The organism is Arthrobacter sp. alpha11c (genome assembly GCF_054149985.1).
In genome coordinates this window covers 882803-899017 of record NZ_CP196747.1, presented here as the reverse complement: position 1 = coordinate 899017, position 16215 = coordinate 882803, and the positions used below count along the sequence as shown (strand labels likewise).

Genomic DNA, 16215 nt, shown 5'->3' with positions numbered 1-16215 from the left:
GTTACAGCTGCTGATTTCAGTTTCCCCCGGGCTCAGGGGAACGTCGAATGCCGGTTTTGCCAGGGGCTATGCCTTTCCGGGTAACCCTTGCGATTTGCACAAAAACGCTGTTCCGGTGCGTATGAATGTCCTGCTAATGTCGCAGCCACAAGTCCTGTTGCGCACCGCCACGGGACCCTCCACGCCCTCATCGACGGCGAACCCATCCCCAAGGAACTCTTATGGATACCAGCAGCAATATTGACGTACGCCAAGGCAGCGTAGCCCAGGTGCTTGCCGGGCTCGCCACGGGCCGGATTGATGTCATTGACCTGACCACCAGGCTCTCGATCAACACTCCAACTCTCGAACTGCCGGAACCCTTCGCAAACCTCATTGACTTCAGCCTCGAAGAGGTCTCCGCCTACAACAGCGCCGGACCCTTCTGGAAGCATCACAACATCCACACCGGCGAACACATAGGCACCCATCTGGACGCGCCCGTGCACTGGTTCACCGGGCGTGACGGCAAAGACGTCGCCCGGATCGAACCCGCCCGGCTCGTGGGCCCGGCCATCGTCCTTGATGTGACCGAGGAGGCTACTGCGGACCCGGACTTTCTCCTGGACCTTCACCACATCCGCCGATGGGAGGAAAGCTACGGACCACTGCCCGACGGCGGCTGGCTCCTCATTCGAACGGGGTGGGACAAGCGCTCCCAAGACCGACAGCGCTTCCTGAACAAGGACGAGCACGGCCCACATTCTCCCGGGCTCACGGTCGAATGCGCCCGATGGATTGCCGAGGAGTCTGCGCTGTCCGGCATTGGCGTGGAAACCGTTGGCATCGATGCCGGGGCCGCCGGAGGACAGGAACCCCCGTTTCCGGCCCATCACTTCCTGCTGGGGAATGACAAGTACGGAATCACCTCATTGCAAAACCTGGACCAACTGCCCCCAATCGGAGCAGCCCTCATCGTTGCGCCCTTGCCAATAGATGGCGGAACCGGAAGCCCAGCCCGCGTGTTCGCGCTCAAAGAAGGAGAAACACGATGACCGTCACCACCAGCAGCCCGGTACTCAAGGAGGACTCCACCGCGCTGGCCCCCGCGTCCCGCTCTGGGAATGTTGCCGAACTCGTGGGGAACACCCTCGCCCGGCTTGGCGTCGGCCACGTCTTCGGAGTGGTGGGCAGCGGGAATTTCGTGGTGACAAACGCGCTGCGCCGGGCGGGAGTGCCCTATACCGCAGCAAGGCACGAAGGGGGCGCCGCCACCATGGCTGATGCCTACGGGAGGATGTCAGGGAAGGTCGGAATCGTCACTACGCATCAGGGTTGCGGGCTGACCAACGCTGTAACAGGAATCGGCGAGGCCGCGAAAAGCCGAACCCCCATGATCGTCCTCACCGCGGACACGGCTGCATCCGCCGTCAGGTCCAACTTCACCATCGATCAGGATGCACTTGCCCGAAGTGTCGGTGCAGTGGCTGAGCGGGTCCACTCGCCGCAAAGCGCAGTAGCAGACACCCTCCGCGCCTACCGGACGGCAGTAAACGAACGCCGCACTGTGGTCCTTTCCCTGCCGACAGACATCCAAAGTGCAGAGGCGCCGGCAGAAATCGGCCTCTTGGAGCCTTTGGAACCCCGGCAGCGGACCAGGCCCTCAGCCGCGGCAGTCAGCAAACTGGCAGAACTCATCAAAGGTGCGAGGCAGCCCGTATTTGTGGCGGGCCGTGGAGGCCGCGAGGCAGGACCGGACATCGCAGCCCTCGCCGAAACCGCGGGCGCGCTCGTGGCGACCTCCGCAGTCGCTCACGGACTCTTCACCGGCGACGCATTCAACCTCGGTATTTCCGGTGGATTCTCCTCGCCGTTCACCGCGGACACTGTGCGGGAAGCGGACTTGATCGTCGGGTGGGGCTGTGCGCTGAACATGTGGACGATGCGCCATGGTTCGCTCATTGGCCCGGCAACAAAAGTGGTGCAAGTGGACCTCGAGGACTCGGCACTGGGGGCAAACCGGCCCATCGATCTCGGCGTACTGGGGGATTGCAGCGAGACAGCCCTTGCTGTGCTCAATGAACTGCGTTCTGCCGGACACCAGGCGGTTGGTCTGCGTACCCCACAGATGGCTGACCGGATAGCTTTGCACGCACGCTGGAACTCGGTGGACACGGAAGACCTGTCCACTGCGGGGACCATCGATCCCCGGGTGCTCAGCCGCGAGCTTGACCGGATCCTGCCCGACAATCGCATTGTTTCCGTTGATTCAGGCAATTTCATGGGGTACCCGAGCGCCTACCTGTCCGTTCCTGATGAGTATGGCTTTTGCTTCACGCAGGCTTTTCAGTCGATTGGGCTGGGGTTGTCCACTGCGATCGGCGCGGCGAAAGCCCAACCGGAACGCGTGCCGGTCCTGGGCACTGGCGATGGTGGCTTCCTCATGGCCATTTCGGAATTGGAGACGCTGGTCCGTGAGCGGATTCCCATGGCGGTGATTGTCTACAACGATTCCGCGTACGGCGCCGAGGTCCATCACTTCGATGCAGATGATGAAGAACTGGAAGTGGTTCGATTCCCCACCACAGATATCGCCTCCATCGCCGCGGGCTACGGTGCTGCAACCGTAACAGTCCGGTGCGTGGCGGATCTGGCCCCGGTGGAGGAGTGGGTTGCGGGTCCTCGGAATATCCCGCTGGTCATTGACGCCCGGATCGCTTCCGATGGTGGCGCGTGGTGGCTGGCCGAGGCCTTTAGGGGCCATTGAGGGCCATTGAGGCTGAACGGCGGAGTCGCTAGTCTGGCTCGCAGTGATGTCGATTCCGGGTCATCCCGATCGGCGTACGGTTGGAGGCGGCATCCGGGTTGCCTCCCATGCGAAGGAGTACATTATGGGAATCCTCTCCGTCGACCTTTTCATCACCCTTGATGGCGTGTATCAAGGCCCGGGTGGACCTGATGAGGACCGTGAGGGCGGCTTCGAATTCGGCGGCTGGCAGGCGGCCTATTCCGATGAGGAAACCGGCCAGGCGATCGTCGCAGGAATCAACCGCATGGATGCGCTGCTCTTGGGGCGCAAGACCTACGACATCTTCGCGGGATACTGGCCGAACCGGGCCGATGACCCGATTGCCGATACGTTCAACGCCCTGCCGAAGTTCGTCGTCTCCCGTTCACTGACCGACCCTGGATGGGCGGGCACTACGGCGTTGTCCGAGGTGGCGGAAGTGGCTGCCCTGAAGGATCGGTTCGAGGACATCCATGTCATAGGCAGCGGCGAGCTGGTGCGGTCCTTGCTGAAGGCCGACGTCGTTGATCGACTGAACCTCTTCCTCTACCCCATCACGCTTGGAGCGGGAAAGAAGTTGTTCCCCGACGGTGCCGGTGTGCCGGCAGCGTTCCGGTTCGCGCAACCACCGCAGGGGTTCCCGACGGGCGCGGTGGCCCTTGCTTACGAGCGCGCGGGTGTGCCGGTTACTGGCATTGACATCGCAGAAGGGTAGTCAGGATCCTGGACGGCCGGGCCATTCCTTGCCGGCCCAGGGGTCGTAGTCGGCGATGAGCTCCTCCTGCGGTGGGCGCTTTTCTTCGGGGATGTGTTGGAGGTTCACCCGGACCCTGTACCAGAGCGAACTCGAGCCGCGCATCCCGTCGATGAGTACATCCGCCGGGTGCAGCTCCGGCACCACGTCAGCATGCCGGGCTTTCCATTCATCGAGGGCGGCCACCGCTTCGGGCTTTGTCTTAGTGCGGGCCACCTCAATGAGTGGCATCGTTGAGACCCGGCGGCCTGACCCGTCACCGGCGCGCGGTGCCTTCTCGGCGGGACCAAGTTCCTTGGCCAAGGCCAGCAGGCGCTCAAGGGACCCCACGGCGTCATCGATGCCAGCATGGGGATCGCCCAGCTCCGCGAAGCGTTCGGGCACGGAGCGGACGGTGAATTGTTCGGGCCTCGTGGAAGTGACCTCGGCCCACGTCAGGGGAGTGGAAACCCGGGCATCGGGCCGGGGCCGGACGGAGTAAGCCGAGGCAACAGTCCGGTCCTTCGCATTCTGGTTGAAGTCGACGAAGACGCTCTCGCCGCGTTCTTCCTTCCACCACCGTGCCGTGGCGAGCCCGGGGGCGCGGTTCTCGACCTCCCGTGCAAGGGTCTCTGCGGCGAGCCGCAGCTCGCTGTAAGACCACTCCGGGGCGATTCGCACCAAAATGTGCAGTCCCCGGGACCCGCTCGTCTTGGGCCACCCCACCAACCCGACGTCGTCAAGCACCTCGCGCGCCACATAGGCGACGTCGACGATTTGCGACCAATCCACACCGGGCATGGGATCGAGGTCGATTCGGAGCTCATCGGGATGATCAAGATCCTCGGCACGGACGGGGTGGGGGTTCAGGTCGAGGCAGCCAAGATTCACCACCCACGCCAAACCGGCAGCGTCCCGGATGACAGTTTCTTCTGCTGAGGTCCCCGATGAGTAGTGCAACGTCGCCGTATCAATGAACTCCGGATGGTTTTCGGGAACGCGTTTCTGAAAGAACGGCTCAGCGTCGATGCCCTTGGGAAAGCGCTTGAGCACCATGGGGCGGCCGCCGGCGCCCCGCAACGCACCCTCCGCAACTGAAAGGTAGTAACGGACTAAATCCAGCTTCGTTAGCCCGGGTTCGGGGAAAACCACCTTGTCCGGATTGGAGACGCGAACTTCGGCGTCGCCTATATCCAGAATCTCTGCCGGAGTCTTCGACGGGTTCATGCCGCCACGCTAGCAACGATCGGCGGTCCCAGCCAGACCACGGGCGAGGACGACTATATTGACCATGTCAGTCCACCACCACAATCGCGGGAGTCTGCACACTATGGCCAAGGAACTTGCCACCCAGCTCATCGAACAACTCCAGGCTGCCGGCGTGCAGCGTATATATGGAATCGTCGGAGACAGCCTCAATCCAATAGTGGACGCTGTGCGTCAAACGGGAGGCTCGGCCAAAGGCGGTATCGATTGGATCCATGTCCGCCACGAGGAAGCGGCCGCCTTTGCTGCAGCGGCCGAGGCGCAACTGACCGGGAAGCTTGCTGTCTGTGCCGGCTCCTGTGGTCCTGGCAACCTCCATTTGATCAACGGACTCTACGACGCCAACCGCACTGGGGCGCCCGTGCTTGCCATCGCTTCGCACATCCCCAGCAAGCAGATCGGCAGCGGATTCTTCCAGGAAACCCATCCTGACCGGATCTTCACTGAGTGCTCGGTGTATTCGGAACTGGTCAGCACGGCCGAGCAGGCGCCCCGCGTGATGCACAGCGCGATCCAGAACGCTGTAGCCCTTGGGGGAGTCGCCGTCGTGACTCTTCCCGGCGATATCGCCGGACTTGAGGCCACCGCGCCGACGCCGTTGCCCGCTACGTTTCGGCCCGCGCGCCTGATCCCGGACCCTTCCAGCGTCCAGGAACTGGCTGACGCCATCAACGACGCCGGAAAGGTCGCCATTTTCGCGGGGGCGGGCGTTCAGGGAGCCCACGACGAACTCATTGCCTTGGCGGAACTGGTCAACGCCCCGATTGGCCACTCACTGCGGGGCAAGGACTTCGTCCAGTACGATAACCCGTTCGACATCGGCATGACCGGCCTCCTCGGCTACGGTGCGGCAGCGGAGGGGATCGAGGACGCCGATCTGCTGATCCTTCTTGGTACCGATTTTCCCTACGACCAGTTCCTTCCGGAGACCCGGACGGCACAGGTTGACCGAGCGGCGCAGCGGCTGGGGAGGAGGACCGACGTCGACATTGCCGTTCATGGCGAGGTCCTTCCTACTCTGACCGCCCTTCTGCCTTTGGTGAATCCAAAGAAGAACCGCCGATTCCTGGACCAAATGCTGAAGAAGCACGACCGCCTGATGAACAAGGCCGTGGGCGCGTACACACGGAAGGTCGAAAAGAAGCAGCCCATTCATCCTGAGTATGCTGCTTCCCTGCTGGACCAAGTAGCGGCGGATGACGCCATCTTCACCGCGGATACCGGAATGTGCAACGTCTGGACGGCTCGCTATATCAACCCGCTGGGCACGCGCCGGCTGATCGGCTCCTTCCTTCACGGATCAATGGCCAACGCCCTTCCGCACGCCATCCGTGCACAGGTGGCCTATCCCGGGCGCCAGGTGGTTTCAGTCTCCGGCGACGGTGGCTTGTCCATGCTGCTTGGTGAGCTCATTACCGTGGCCGCACATCAACTGCCGGTAAACGTCGTGGTCTTCAACAACTCAACACTGGGCATGGTCAAGCTCGAAATGTTGGTGGACGGGCTGCCCGATTTCGGCGTCGACGTTCCTGACGCAAACTACGCCGCCGTTGCGAAGGCCTTGGGCTTCCATGCTGTCCGGGTGACAGATCCCGCGAATATCGAGGAAGCGTATCGGGAAGCGTTCGCCCACCCGGGTCCTTCGCTGGTGGAACTCATCACTGATCCGAATGCGCTGTCCATCCCGCCGAAGATTTCCGGGCAACAAGTCATTGGTTTCGCGACCGCGATGTCCAAAGTGGTCTTGAACCGCGGAGCCGGTGAAGCTGTGAGCATGGCCCGGAGCAACCTGCGCAATATTCCGCGGCGCTGAGAGGAGTCTTTGCCTGCAACAGCTTCAAACCGATAGCAGGCAAAATCCGCTGGCTTACGGATGCTCGTCGAGCAGGGCACCAAGGATAGTGAGGGCTTTGGACAGTTGGAGGTCGGACACTGCGCCATACCCCATGACCAAGCCGTTCACAGGTGGGCGCTCGGCGTAATATCCGGCCAGGGGAATCACCCGCAGGCCCTGTTCCAGTGCCTTTGCAGCCAGGTCCGCCGCGTCAGGCTGTTCGAAGCGGATCACTGCATGCAATCCGCCGTCGAGGGCCCCAAGCTCCACATCTGTCCGCGAGCCCAACCGCTCAATGAGCAGGGACCGGCGGTGCGAATATTCCCTCCGGGCACGGGCAATGTGCCGGGACAGGCCGCCGCCCTGTAGGTAATACGCGATGGCCGACTGCAGGACCCCGGCCACCGGAGTGTCCAAGGCTTCACGTACAGCCTTGAGGCGTTGGCCGGCATCGCCCCGGACCACCAGATATCCGCAGCGCAGCCAAGGACTCAGGTTCTTTGAGAACGTTCCGAGAAGTACGACGTCGGCAGCTGTCGGTAGGGATGCGACGGCAGGCAGGGGCATCCTGCTGTGACGAAATTCGCTGTCGTAGTCGTCCTCCAACACGAGCACGCCATGGCGGTCCGCCCACTTCAGCAGGCCAAGCCGTTCCTGGACTGCCATCCTGCCCCCAAGGGGGTACTGGTGGCTGGGGGTGATGAGGACGGCGTCGGGAATGGCGTTGAGTCCGGCGAGTTGGGAGCTCTTCAGGCCGTCCTCGTCCACGGGAAGCAGCTGAAGTTGGGCACCAGCGGCGCTCATCACGCGTCGCGCCGTGGGGTAACCCGGGTCCTCAACCAGGATGCGCGGATTGTTCCGCTTGCCGCGAAGCATGGCCACCACCAGGTGCAGCGCATCACTGGTGCCGGCCGTAATGATGACGTCCTCCGGGTCTACGGCCAGACCCCTCGACACCGCCAGGTGACCGGCCACGGCTTCCCGAAGGTCCAACGTTCCAAGGGCTGGTGGCAGATGGGTGTTTCCTTGCTCCGCCAAGGCCCTTTTCCACGCGTTGCGCCACTCCCTGTCTTGGAACGGCGATCCCGAGGGGCGGCCGGGTGTCAGGTCAATCACCTCGGCGATAGCAGGGCTGCTGGAATGCGCCTTCGCTTCGTTCGGGCGCTGTTGGATGTCCGGCCGGACAGCCACTTTGGTCCCACCAGTGCCGCTGCTTTCCAGGAAACCTTCCCCGGAGAGCTGCTCGAAGGCCCGCACCACCACGCCACGGGATATCCCTAAGTCCGTGGCCAGCCGGCGGGTGGCGGGGAGCGTGTGCTCAGGCTGGAGGAGTCCGCTGAGGATGGCGCTACGGAGCTGGCTTGCAACTTGGGCGGACAGGGACGTCGGACTATTCCTGTCGAGCTCGATGGGTATTTCCGATTCGCTCATTGGACCTCCAGAGTTGCTCATTCTTGGATCTAGTGTAGGACCAAGCTCTTTGGCAGCATGAGACGCGTAGTCACCCATTTGCTGTGTTCGCACCCGGCCACAGCCACAAGAAAGCAGGACTGTAGTGTTCAACGGCCTCAGCGCATTCCCCCTGACACCCATGAGCGGTGAAAGTGTCGATCTCGACGCCGTTGCCCGGCTGGTGGCGCGCGCGGCGGAGTCAGGTGCGGATTCACTCGGTGTTCTTGGCTCGACGGGAAACTACGCTTATCTCTCCCGTAAAGAACGCCGCATGGTTCTTGAAACGTCCGTTGAAGCTGCGGGTGGCGTGCCGGTTTTGGCCGGTGTTGGGGCATTGCGTACCCGCGACGTCCTGAGGCTTGCCGGCGATGCTCAAACCGCTGGCGCCTCGGCATTGCTCTTGGCCCCGGTGTCCTATCAACGCTTGTCGGAAGCGGAGGTTTTCGGGCTGTATGAGGACGTTGCGTCGGAGTCGGACCTTCCGATCATTGTGTACGACAACCCCGGCACCACAGGCTTCACCTTCACCGACGAGCTGCATGCCCGGATCGCCCGGATCCCGGGAATCGCATCCATCAAGATTCCGCCGCCGGCTGCAACTGACATTGGCACCAGGCTCGACAAGCTCCGCGCAGCTTTGCCCGGGCAAACGTTTGTGGGTATCAGCGGAGATTGGATGGCCGCCGAAGCACTGCTTGCTGGTTGCGATCTTTGGTACTCGGTGATCGCCGGAATCCTTCCCCGCCAGGCCCGGCAAATCGTTGATCACGCTTTCGCTGGTCGGCGCGAAGATGCAATGGCGGCTTCCGCCGCATTGGAACCACTCTGGTCCCTGTTCCGAACCTACGGGAGCCTGCGGGTCACCGTGACACTGGCTGAAGACCTGGGGCTCATTCCATCCTCAGCCTTGCCCTTGCCGCTGCGTGGCTTGGATCCCGAAGGACGCAGCAGAGTTGCCGAGGCCATCCGCCAGTGTGGATTGGAGGCGACATGAGCCTCATCGACGGGCGCAAAGCCAGCAGCGCAGCTATTGGTGAGCAGACATCGCCGGGTGGGTTGGCCCGCTATGTCTTTGCAGCCACCCTGGCCCGCAGCGCCGACGGGGGTGCCGTCGTAGCCATTGTCCTGCTGGTGACAACCAGTGGGGCGCCGGGTTGGCTGGCCGGAATACTGGGTGCCTGCATCACGGCACCGCACCTTTTCGGTCCGTTCGTTGCCAGAACACTGGACACTGCCCGGGACGGCAGGACGGTGATCGCTTGGGCGTGCCTCATGCACGGCATTACCCTGGCCGCCGCCGTCCTACTGTACCCGCTGACTCCTCCAATCGTGCCGGGTCTACTGCTCATTGCCTCCGGACTGGTTGGTCCATTATTGACAGGCGGCATCAGCAGCAGGCTCTCGGCGATCGCTGGGGGCAGCAGAACCAGCCAGCGACGAGCACATGGATGGGATGTAGCAACGTATGGCATCAGCGGAACCATTGGCCCCTCTTTGGTCGCAGCTGTTTCGGCCTGGGCGAGTCCGGCATTGGCGGCATTGATCCTTGCCGGATTAACGTTTGTCGCCGCCGCCCTCGTCAGGCTTTTGCCGTCCTCTCCTCGAGCATCCGTTCCGTCCGAGGTACCGCGCCCGGGCCGCACATTGCTGATGATGCTATCCACTGGGCCTTTGCGCCGCACTCTCTACATGACGGTCATCGTCGCCTTGTCGGTCGCGGCGTTGCCTATCACCGCGGTGGCGTCGACTACAGAACTGGGGGTCGGACCAGCTGCGGCCGGGGTCCTGACGGCCGCATATGGTCTTGGCGGGCTTCTAGGATCCGCAGGTGTCATGATCCGGCCTTTGCGAAGCGAAGCGGACCACCTCATGACCTGGTTGGGAGCTGCTGTTGGGGTTGCGCTGTGTGGGGCAGCGTTCGCCGGGATGTTCCCAGTAGCGGTGGTGGTCTACTCTCTCGCCGGAGTGCTCAACTCCTGCTTTTTCGCCGCAACATTGGCCGCGCGCAGCGAATATGCACCGGCTGGCGCGCGAGGTCAGGTCTTCGTGTGGATTGGAGCCTTGAAGATCACTGCAGGTTCTGCCGGCACAGCGTTGGCCGGGGCCATGGTTGTACCAATGACACACCTGCCATTGCTATTGGCGTCGGCCCTCATCGCCGTAGCCGTGAGCGCTTCCCTGGTTGACCGCCGTCGTGAGCGTTCCCAAACCGCGGGATCCCGTTTGGCTACTGCTTCCCGAACGTTTTGTCCAAGGCATTGAGGATGTCGTCAATAAGGTCTTCCGGGTCCTCAAGGCCGATGGAAAGGCGCAGGTGTCCGTACTTGTGGAACGACGCCGGGTAGTTTTCCGAGCCACCACGTGCGTCCGGGCCAACGTGGACGATCAGCGTTTCATCGTGGCCCAGCGAGACTGCCGAAGTGATGACCTGCAGGTTTTTCACAAAGGTGTTCTGGGTGCGTGAGTCGCCCTCAACGGCGAACGCCATGACGCCGCCATATCCCCGGCCTCCGAACTGTTTGCCGGCAAGTTCATGCTGCGGATGGGACGCCAGGCCAGGGTAGAGGACATAAGCGATCCGTGGTTCGGATTCCAGGACGGCGGCCACCTTTTCAGCACTGGAGAATTGCTGCTTGATGCGCAGCGGCAAGGTGACCGAGCCGCGCATGATCATCCACGCGTTGAAGGGCGAAATAACGCCGCCAGCGTCCACGATCGCATCGTGCCTGATGTGCTGGACGAGCTCACGGCGCCCGACGACGACTCCACCCATGGCGTCACCGTGGCCGTTGATGTACTTGGTCAGCGAGTGGATGACCAGGTCCGCGCCGTCGTCGAGGGCGCGGTAGAACGGTGCCGGCGTGAACGTGGCGTCGACCGTCAGCAGGACGCCGGCGTCTTTGGCTATGCGGGCAAGCTCCGCCACATTGGCGACCTTGGTTGTTGGGTTGGCGATGGTTTCGGCGTGGATCAGCTTTGTGCCGGGACGAATGGCTGCCCTTACTGCCTCAAGGTCATCCGCATCCACGAAAGTGGCCTCGATACCGTACTTTTGCGGAAGAAGTTCCCCGAACAGGCGGTAAACCGCCTCGTAGGTCACGTTGGAAACCACCACGTGATCGCCGGATTTCAGGAGGCTGAAGAAAACACCGTGCAGCGCAGCCACCCCGGTGGCGAAGGCAGCTGCTGCTTCGGCGCCCTCCATGGCTGCAAGCTTTGTTTCCAGGGCCACCTGGTTGGCGCCCGCGTTCCGGGTGTAGACCAACCCTTCGTCAACGCTGGACCAGTCCATGTCCGACGGGTCCTCCGGAAGGAGATAGGAGTTGGCCATGACCAAGGGAGTCCGGAGCGCACCGGTTCCTTTGTCGATGCTGTTTCCGCCGTGGACGGCCCAGGTGGAGTCATGGACGGAGGCGCGGTTGTGTTTGTCGGGAGCTCGGTTCATTTTGGTTCCTTTGGATGAAGCTGTGGCGTGGTTGAAGCAACAGAGGTCAGTGCCCGAGTGTGCTGGCGTCAATCAGCCGCTGGGCGGATACGACCTGCGGTCCCAGGAGGCGCAGGTGCGTGGTGAGGTCCTCGCCCGCGGCGAGGAGATCTTCGGTGGTCACGGGTGCGAGGGCGTCAAGAATGAACAACGCCGAGGTTGTATCGTCCCGTAGTTGCGTGCGTCGGCCCTGGCGCCAGTTCCAGCGTCGGCACGTGACGCCGTCGTCGTCGCACCATACAACTTCCCCTTCATCGGGGTGTTCGACAATGGGCTCTCCACTGGCAACCGTGTCGAACGGCTCCTGGCCCGTTGCACGGATCAGCCGTGGCGCCCCACTGTAACTGGAAAGGTCTTCGCCGCCGAGCGGAATCTGGTGCAGTACAGATACGGCGTTGTAGAGGTCCGTGAGCCTGTTGACCCTGGGCAGGCCGGCATCAGCGCGTCGAAGCAGTGCCTCAAGGCTGTTGCGGGTGCGGTTGGGCTTTGCTCCGAAGGATTGGTATGCCTCCCGCCACGCGGCAACATGCGGGAGGTGTTCAACCTTCTGCTCGCTGAGCGCCGTCCGGGCTGCCGCTTCCGCCTGATCCAACAGTGCATCGCTGGCATCATCACTGGGACCCGGAACGAGACCATCGACGGCGATCAAGAGGGCCTGGTAGTCCGGTTGAAGTTCGAAGACGGCAGGTTCAACGTGGGCTGCGAGGAGAATTTCCTGGAGGGATTCAACTCTAAGCATTGTTCGTCTCCCGATGCGCCGATCCCACTCCGCGTTCAAAAACAGCGAGTGAGAACCTTGCTGCGTCAGTGCCGTTGTTGCTGTAGGAATGGGCTACGTCTCCCGGGAAAGACAGCGAGTCGCCGGTCTCCAGGACGACCATCTGCTCTGCAGCAACGACTGTAACGGTGCCTTGCAGAACCTGCAGGAGTTCCTTGGTACCAGGCGTATGCGGCTCACTGGCGTGCTGGTCTCCGGGGGCGAGGGTCCAATCCCAAAGCTCCATCACTTCCGGCGGTTCCGTTCCGGCCACGAGCACTCCGCGTCCACCTGCTGCACTGCTCCACAGCAGAGCACCTTCACCTTTTCGTGTCACCTTGACGCCCTTGGGCTCGGGTGACTGGACCAGGTCCGGCAGGCCTACACCGAGCGCGGCGCTGATCCTCAGAAGAGTGCCGACACTGGGGTTCATGGTTGCTTGTTCCACGTTGATGAGCATGCGTCGGCTGACGCCGGCAGCTTCGGCCAGTTGGTCCAGGGTCCAGTGACGTGCCTGGCGCTCCTGCTTAACCCGTCCCCCGATGGCGGAGGCAAGCGATGCGATGTTTTCTTCCATTAATGCAGCATAATGCACTCCAAGTGCACACGGCAAGATTCTTGCCAACTATTCTCAATGAAGCAACAGCCCAAAAGAGGCCGTACACCAATGGGATATGTTTGTACCGGCCAATTTGCTGGACACGGTAGCCGCGGCGGCATTCCTGCATCGAAGGACGCCCAAACACATGTTCACATCCCCTCAGACAGGAGCGTCCGTGCCGAAGAGTCCACGTGATGAGATAGATGCGCAGATTCTGGCCGAGCTGCGACGCAATGCCCGTATCAGCCTTGCCCAGCTGGGCGAGAAGGTGCTGCTCTCCCGCAACGCCGTCCGGCAACGGATTGAGCGGCTCGAACGGGACGGGTTCATCCACGGGTACACCATCAAGGAATCCGCCGGAGAAGGTTCGCCCACGGTCAATGCGGTGCTTTTGATCCAGCGACATGACAGGATGCGGGGCGGGGATGTGATTGCCGGGCTAAAGGCAATTCCTGAAATCGCCACTTGCGATGTTGTCAGCGGCGAACTGGATATCGTGGTCAGGGTTGAGGCCCCCGACGCTGCTCGCATCCAGGAAATCTGGAGGCAGGTCTCCGAGTTTCCTGGAGTCCGCGACATCACCACAGCCTTGTCCCTCTCCACGGTCATCGACAGGCAGGCGCCTCGCTGAGACAGCGTACTGAGGCCGCGTGAACCATGCTGGGCTTTAAATGGTTCCGGCGCTGCGGAACCAGGTGGTTACGCAACGCCGGATCGGCTCAGCTTGATTGATTGACGGTAACGTCAGACGATCATCATGAAGTGATCGCTATGACCTTGGGCTGCGTCATTTCCTCGTAGGCGAAGCGGACGCCTTCCCGGCCCATGCTGCCGTATTTCGAGCCGCCAAAGGGCATCGCATCGAGGCGGTAGTCCGAAGAATCGTTGATCATCACTCCGCCTGCGTCAATGGCCTTGGCGGTGGCCAGCGCACGGGCCAAGTCCTTCGTGAATACCCCGGCCTGCAATGCGTAGTCGCTGTCGTTGGCCAGTTCGATGGCTTCCTCGGCGGAGTCGAACGGTTCCACCAGGACCACGGGGGCAAAGAGTTCTTCGCTCCATGCCTCGCAAGTGCGCGGGACTCCGGCAAGGACAGCAGGTGTCAGGAGCGCGCCATCCAAGATGCCGCCAGTCAGCAGTCGCGCACCGGCGGTCACTGCCTCGTCGATCTTACGCTTCGCTTCTGCGGCAGACGCGGCGCTGATCATGGGTCCGACGTCGGTCTGCTCCCTGCGGGGATCGCCAGTCGTCAAGGCAGCTGTTTGGGCGACAAAGGCGTGAAGGAAGGTGTCGAAGACGGACCGCTGAACGAGGATGCGCTGCGCGCCGATGCAGTTCTGTCCGGCGGCCCAGAAGGAACCGGAAACACTGGCCTCGACGGCGGCAGGAAGGTCGGCGTCGTCGAACACGATGAGGGGAGCGTTGCCGCCAAGTTCCATGGACAGGCGCTTTATGCCGGCGTTGGCGGCGATGGCCCGGCCCGTGGAAAAGCCGCCCGTGAAGGAGACCATTCGAACCAGTTTGGACGAAATGATGGTTTGCGCGATGGTGCGATCACCCAGGACAACGGTGACGAACTCCGCCGGCAGGCCAGCCTCGCGCAACAGGTCTACGAGGAGAATGGCCGTCAAGGGTGTCAGCTGGGACGGCTTGAGGATGACGGTGTTCCCTCCGGCAATTGCCGGCCCGAGCTTGTGTGCCACCAGGTTCAGGGCGTCGTTGTAAGGGGTGATGGCAGCGATAAGCCCCAACGGCTCTCGGGTGAACCATCCTTGGCGGTTTTCGGAGCCAGCGAAGGAGTCGAAGGGAACAACTTCCCCGACATTGCGGCGGGTTTCCGCAGCGGACAGCTTGAGCGTGTTCACCGCACGGGAGACTTCCTTGCGTGCCTGTTTGATGGTCTTGCCGGCCTCGGCAACGATCAGCTCGGCGACCTTCTGGGAGCGCTCCTGAAGAAGGTCCGCGGCCGTGTCCAGAATCCTGCCGCGCTCATGACGCGGCATCGCTGCGGCGTTCGGAACGGAGGCCGCGGCGCGGATGAGTTCCACGCGGACGTCTGCCTCGGTGCACTGGGGAAGGGTCGCCAGGACGGAGCCGTCAAATTTGTCGTATACCGTCAGTTCAGATGTAGCGGCTGCCGTAGTGGTTTCGGCGATGGCTGACTCAGGCACGGACCGCTCCTTTGGCGAATTCGTCGACGGCGATGATGTCCGAGATGAGGGCATAAGCAGTTTCCACGCGGCCAGCTCCAGGGCCCGATACTGTGACGGCTCCCAGCATATCCGTGCTGAACGATACTGCGTTGGTGGCGCCGGAAATTCCGGCCAGCGGGTGTTCACCCGGAAGGGCGATGGGTTGGACGGTAGCTACGATGCGACCATCATGTTCCCGGCGGGCTTCGCCAATCAGCTTCCACCGGTAGCCGCTTGCCAAGGCCTGTGCCACGTCTTCGCTCTTGATGTCCTGAATGCCAGTGGTTTCCACGTCATTGGGGTGGATGTTGGCACCGAGCAGCTCGTTGGCCAGGATTGCGACCTTCAACCGGACGTCCGAGCCGCCGATGTCTGCAGTCGGGTCCGCTTCGGCGTATCCGCGGTCCTGGGCTTCGGCAATGGCTTCATCCAGGCCCAGCCCGGCCTCCATCCGGCCCAGGACGTAATTGCTGGTTCCGTTCAGGATGCCTTGAACGGAGTTCAATTCAAGGCCGCCCAGCATTTTGTGTGCGAGTCGAATGACGGGAGTGCCACTCATGACTGAACCCTCGTACTCGAAACGCACACCATTGTTGGCAGCAAGCTGGCCCAGTTCCCGGCCATGCAAGGCCACAGGACCCTTGTTGGTGGTCACCACATGCTTGCCGGACTCGATGGCCCATTTGACGTGCGAGACTGCCGGTTCGCCGTCGATCGGACTGGTGAAGGTAGCCTCAACGACGATGTCGGCCGGGCTGTTCTTGATGACGTCTTCGTTGCGGGGATCCGGGCTGCCACCTGGCAGTCCCTCGAACGAGGACCCGCGTTGCATCGCCAGCACGGCGGCCAGATCGATGCCGTCTCCCTGGACGAGCGAGCCGAAGGCAAGATCGGTGATGGCCACCACACGAAGCTCGAATCCGAGTGTGGCAAATCGCCGGGGTTCGTCACGGATGAGTTCGGCCAAAGCGCGGTTGACGCCTCCGAAACCGATGAGGGCGAGGTTGTAGGTAGTCACGTGATCTCCTTGGTAGGGCGGTGGTGCTGTCCTCTAAGCCTCGGTTCCAGGAGTGTCACTTCCCTAGACGCGAATCGCCCGCCAAGGATGACGAAACGCCCAAAAAAGCTG

General features: G+C 62.3%; 14 protein-coding genes. 7 read left to right on the top strand and 7 right to left on the bottom strand.

Going from position 1 to position 16215, the window contains the following annotated elements; all coding sequences use genetic code 11:
- Positions 1–221: 221 nt before the first annotated feature.
- From ACTAQJ_RS04165 to ACTAQJ_RS04155, 3 genes are all read left to right on the top strand, one after another.
- Positions 222–1034 carry a cyclase family protein gene (locus ACTAQJ_RS04165; protein WP_477513279.1) on the top strand — a complete coding sequence of 271 codons (813 nt, stop codon included), beginning with the start codon at positions 222–224 and terminating at the stop codon, positions 1032–1034.
- Positions 1031–2746 carry a thiamine pyrophosphate-binding protein gene (locus tag ACTAQJ_RS04160; RefSeq protein WP_498700920.1) on the top strand — a complete coding sequence of 572 codons (1716 nt, stop codon included), beginning with the start codon at positions 1031–1033 and terminating at the stop codon, positions 2744–2746. The genes ACTAQJ_RS04165 and ACTAQJ_RS04160 overlap by 4 nt, the downstream gene beginning before the upstream one ends.
- Before the next feature lie 124 nt (positions 2747–2870).
- The gene (locus tag ACTAQJ_RS04155; protein ID WP_431115123.1) at positions 2871–3482 is read left to right on the top strand and encodes a dihydrofolate reductase family protein; all 612 of its coding nucleotides are present in this window, start codon (positions 2871–2873) and stop codon (positions 3480–3482) included.
- Here ACTAQJ_RS04155 and ligD read toward each other — a convergent pair whose 3' ends face one another.
- Positions 3483–4727, bottom strand: coding sequence for a non-homologous end-joining DNA ligase (gene ligD, locus ACTAQJ_RS04150; protein ID WP_431115124.1), 1245 nt, complete (start codon positions 4725–4727; stop codon positions 3483–3485). It abuts the gene before it with no gap.
- A gap of 103 nt (positions 4728–4830) precedes the next feature.
- On the opposite strand from ligD, the gene ACTAQJ_RS04145 reads away from it, so the two are divergent.
- Entirely contained in the window at positions 4831–6579 is a 1749-nt protein-coding gene (locus tag ACTAQJ_RS04145) for a pyruvate dehydrogenase (protein WP_498700916.1), read from the top strand.
- Positions 6580–6633: 54 nt separating this feature from the next.
- Here ACTAQJ_RS04145 and pdxR read toward each other — a convergent pair whose 3' ends face one another.
- Complete coding sequence (gene pdxR / locus ACTAQJ_RS04140) at positions 6634–8031, bottom strand: MocR-like pyridoxine biosynthesis transcription factor PdxR (RefSeq protein ID WP_498700912.1); 1398 nt, start codon at positions 8029–8031, stop codon at positions 6634–6636.
- 160 nt (positions 8032–8191) lie between these two features.
- On the opposite strand from pdxR, the gene ACTAQJ_RS04135 reads away from it, so the two are divergent.
- Entirely contained in the window at positions 8192–9046 is an 855-nt protein-coding gene (locus ACTAQJ_RS04135; RefSeq protein ID WP_498700910.1) for a dihydrodipicolinate synthase family protein, read from the top strand.
- Positions 9043–10314 (top strand): MFS transporter, encoded by a 1272-nt coding sequence (locus tag ACTAQJ_RS04130; RefSeq protein WP_498700908.1) that lies wholly within the window; start codon positions 9043–9045, stop codon positions 10312–10314. Before ACTAQJ_RS04135 ends, ACTAQJ_RS04130 begins: the two co-directional genes overlap by 4 nt.
- On the opposite strand, the gene ACTAQJ_RS04125 is transcribed toward ACTAQJ_RS04130, so the two are convergent.
- The 3 genes from ACTAQJ_RS04125 to ACTAQJ_RS04115 are packed head-to-tail and all read right to left on the bottom strand — an operon-like array spanning position 10280 to position 12870.
- Complete coding sequence (locus ACTAQJ_RS04125; RefSeq protein ID WP_498700907.1) at positions 10280–11497, bottom strand: trans-sulfuration enzyme family protein; 1218 nt, start codon at positions 11495–11497, stop codon at positions 10280–10282. The genes ACTAQJ_RS04130 and ACTAQJ_RS04125 overlap by 35 nt on opposite strands.
- Before the next feature lie 46 nt (positions 11498–11543).
- Positions 11544–12275: a B3/B4 domain-containing protein gene (locus ACTAQJ_RS04120; RefSeq protein ID WP_498700905.1), complete on the bottom strand. Its 732-nt coding sequence runs from the start codon at positions 12273–12275 to the stop codon at positions 11544–11546.
- Positions 12268–12870, bottom strand: a complete 603-nt coding sequence (locus ACTAQJ_RS04115; RefSeq protein ID WP_498700903.1) for a helix-turn-helix domain-containing protein — start codon at positions 12868–12870, stop codon at positions 12268–12270. The genes ACTAQJ_RS04120 and ACTAQJ_RS04115 overlap by 8 nt, the downstream gene beginning before the upstream one ends.
- A 199-nt stretch (positions 12871–13069) precedes the next feature.
- Here ACTAQJ_RS04115 and ACTAQJ_RS04110 point away from each other — a divergent pair, with 199 nt between their 5' ends.
- On the top strand, positions 13070–13525 hold the full coding sequence (locus ACTAQJ_RS04110) for an Lrp/AsnC family transcriptional regulator (RefSeq protein ID WP_498700902.1): 456 nt from the start codon (positions 13070–13072) through the stop codon (positions 13523–13525).
- A gap of 124 nt (positions 13526–13649) precedes the next feature.
- Here ACTAQJ_RS04110 and ACTAQJ_RS04105 read toward each other — a convergent pair whose 3' ends face one another.
- Positions 13650–15065, bottom strand: coding sequence for an aldehyde dehydrogenase family protein (locus tag ACTAQJ_RS04105; RefSeq protein ID WP_498700901.1), 1416 nt, complete (start codon positions 15063–15065; stop codon positions 13650–13652).
- Positions 15058–16104 (bottom strand): homoserine dehydrogenase, encoded by a 1047-nt coding sequence (locus ACTAQJ_RS04100; protein ID WP_498700898.1) that lies wholly within the window; start codon positions 16102–16104, stop codon positions 15058–15060. The genes ACTAQJ_RS04105 and ACTAQJ_RS04100 overlap by 8 nt, the downstream gene beginning before the upstream one ends.
- Between the last annotated feature and the right edge of the window lie 111 nt (positions 16105–16215).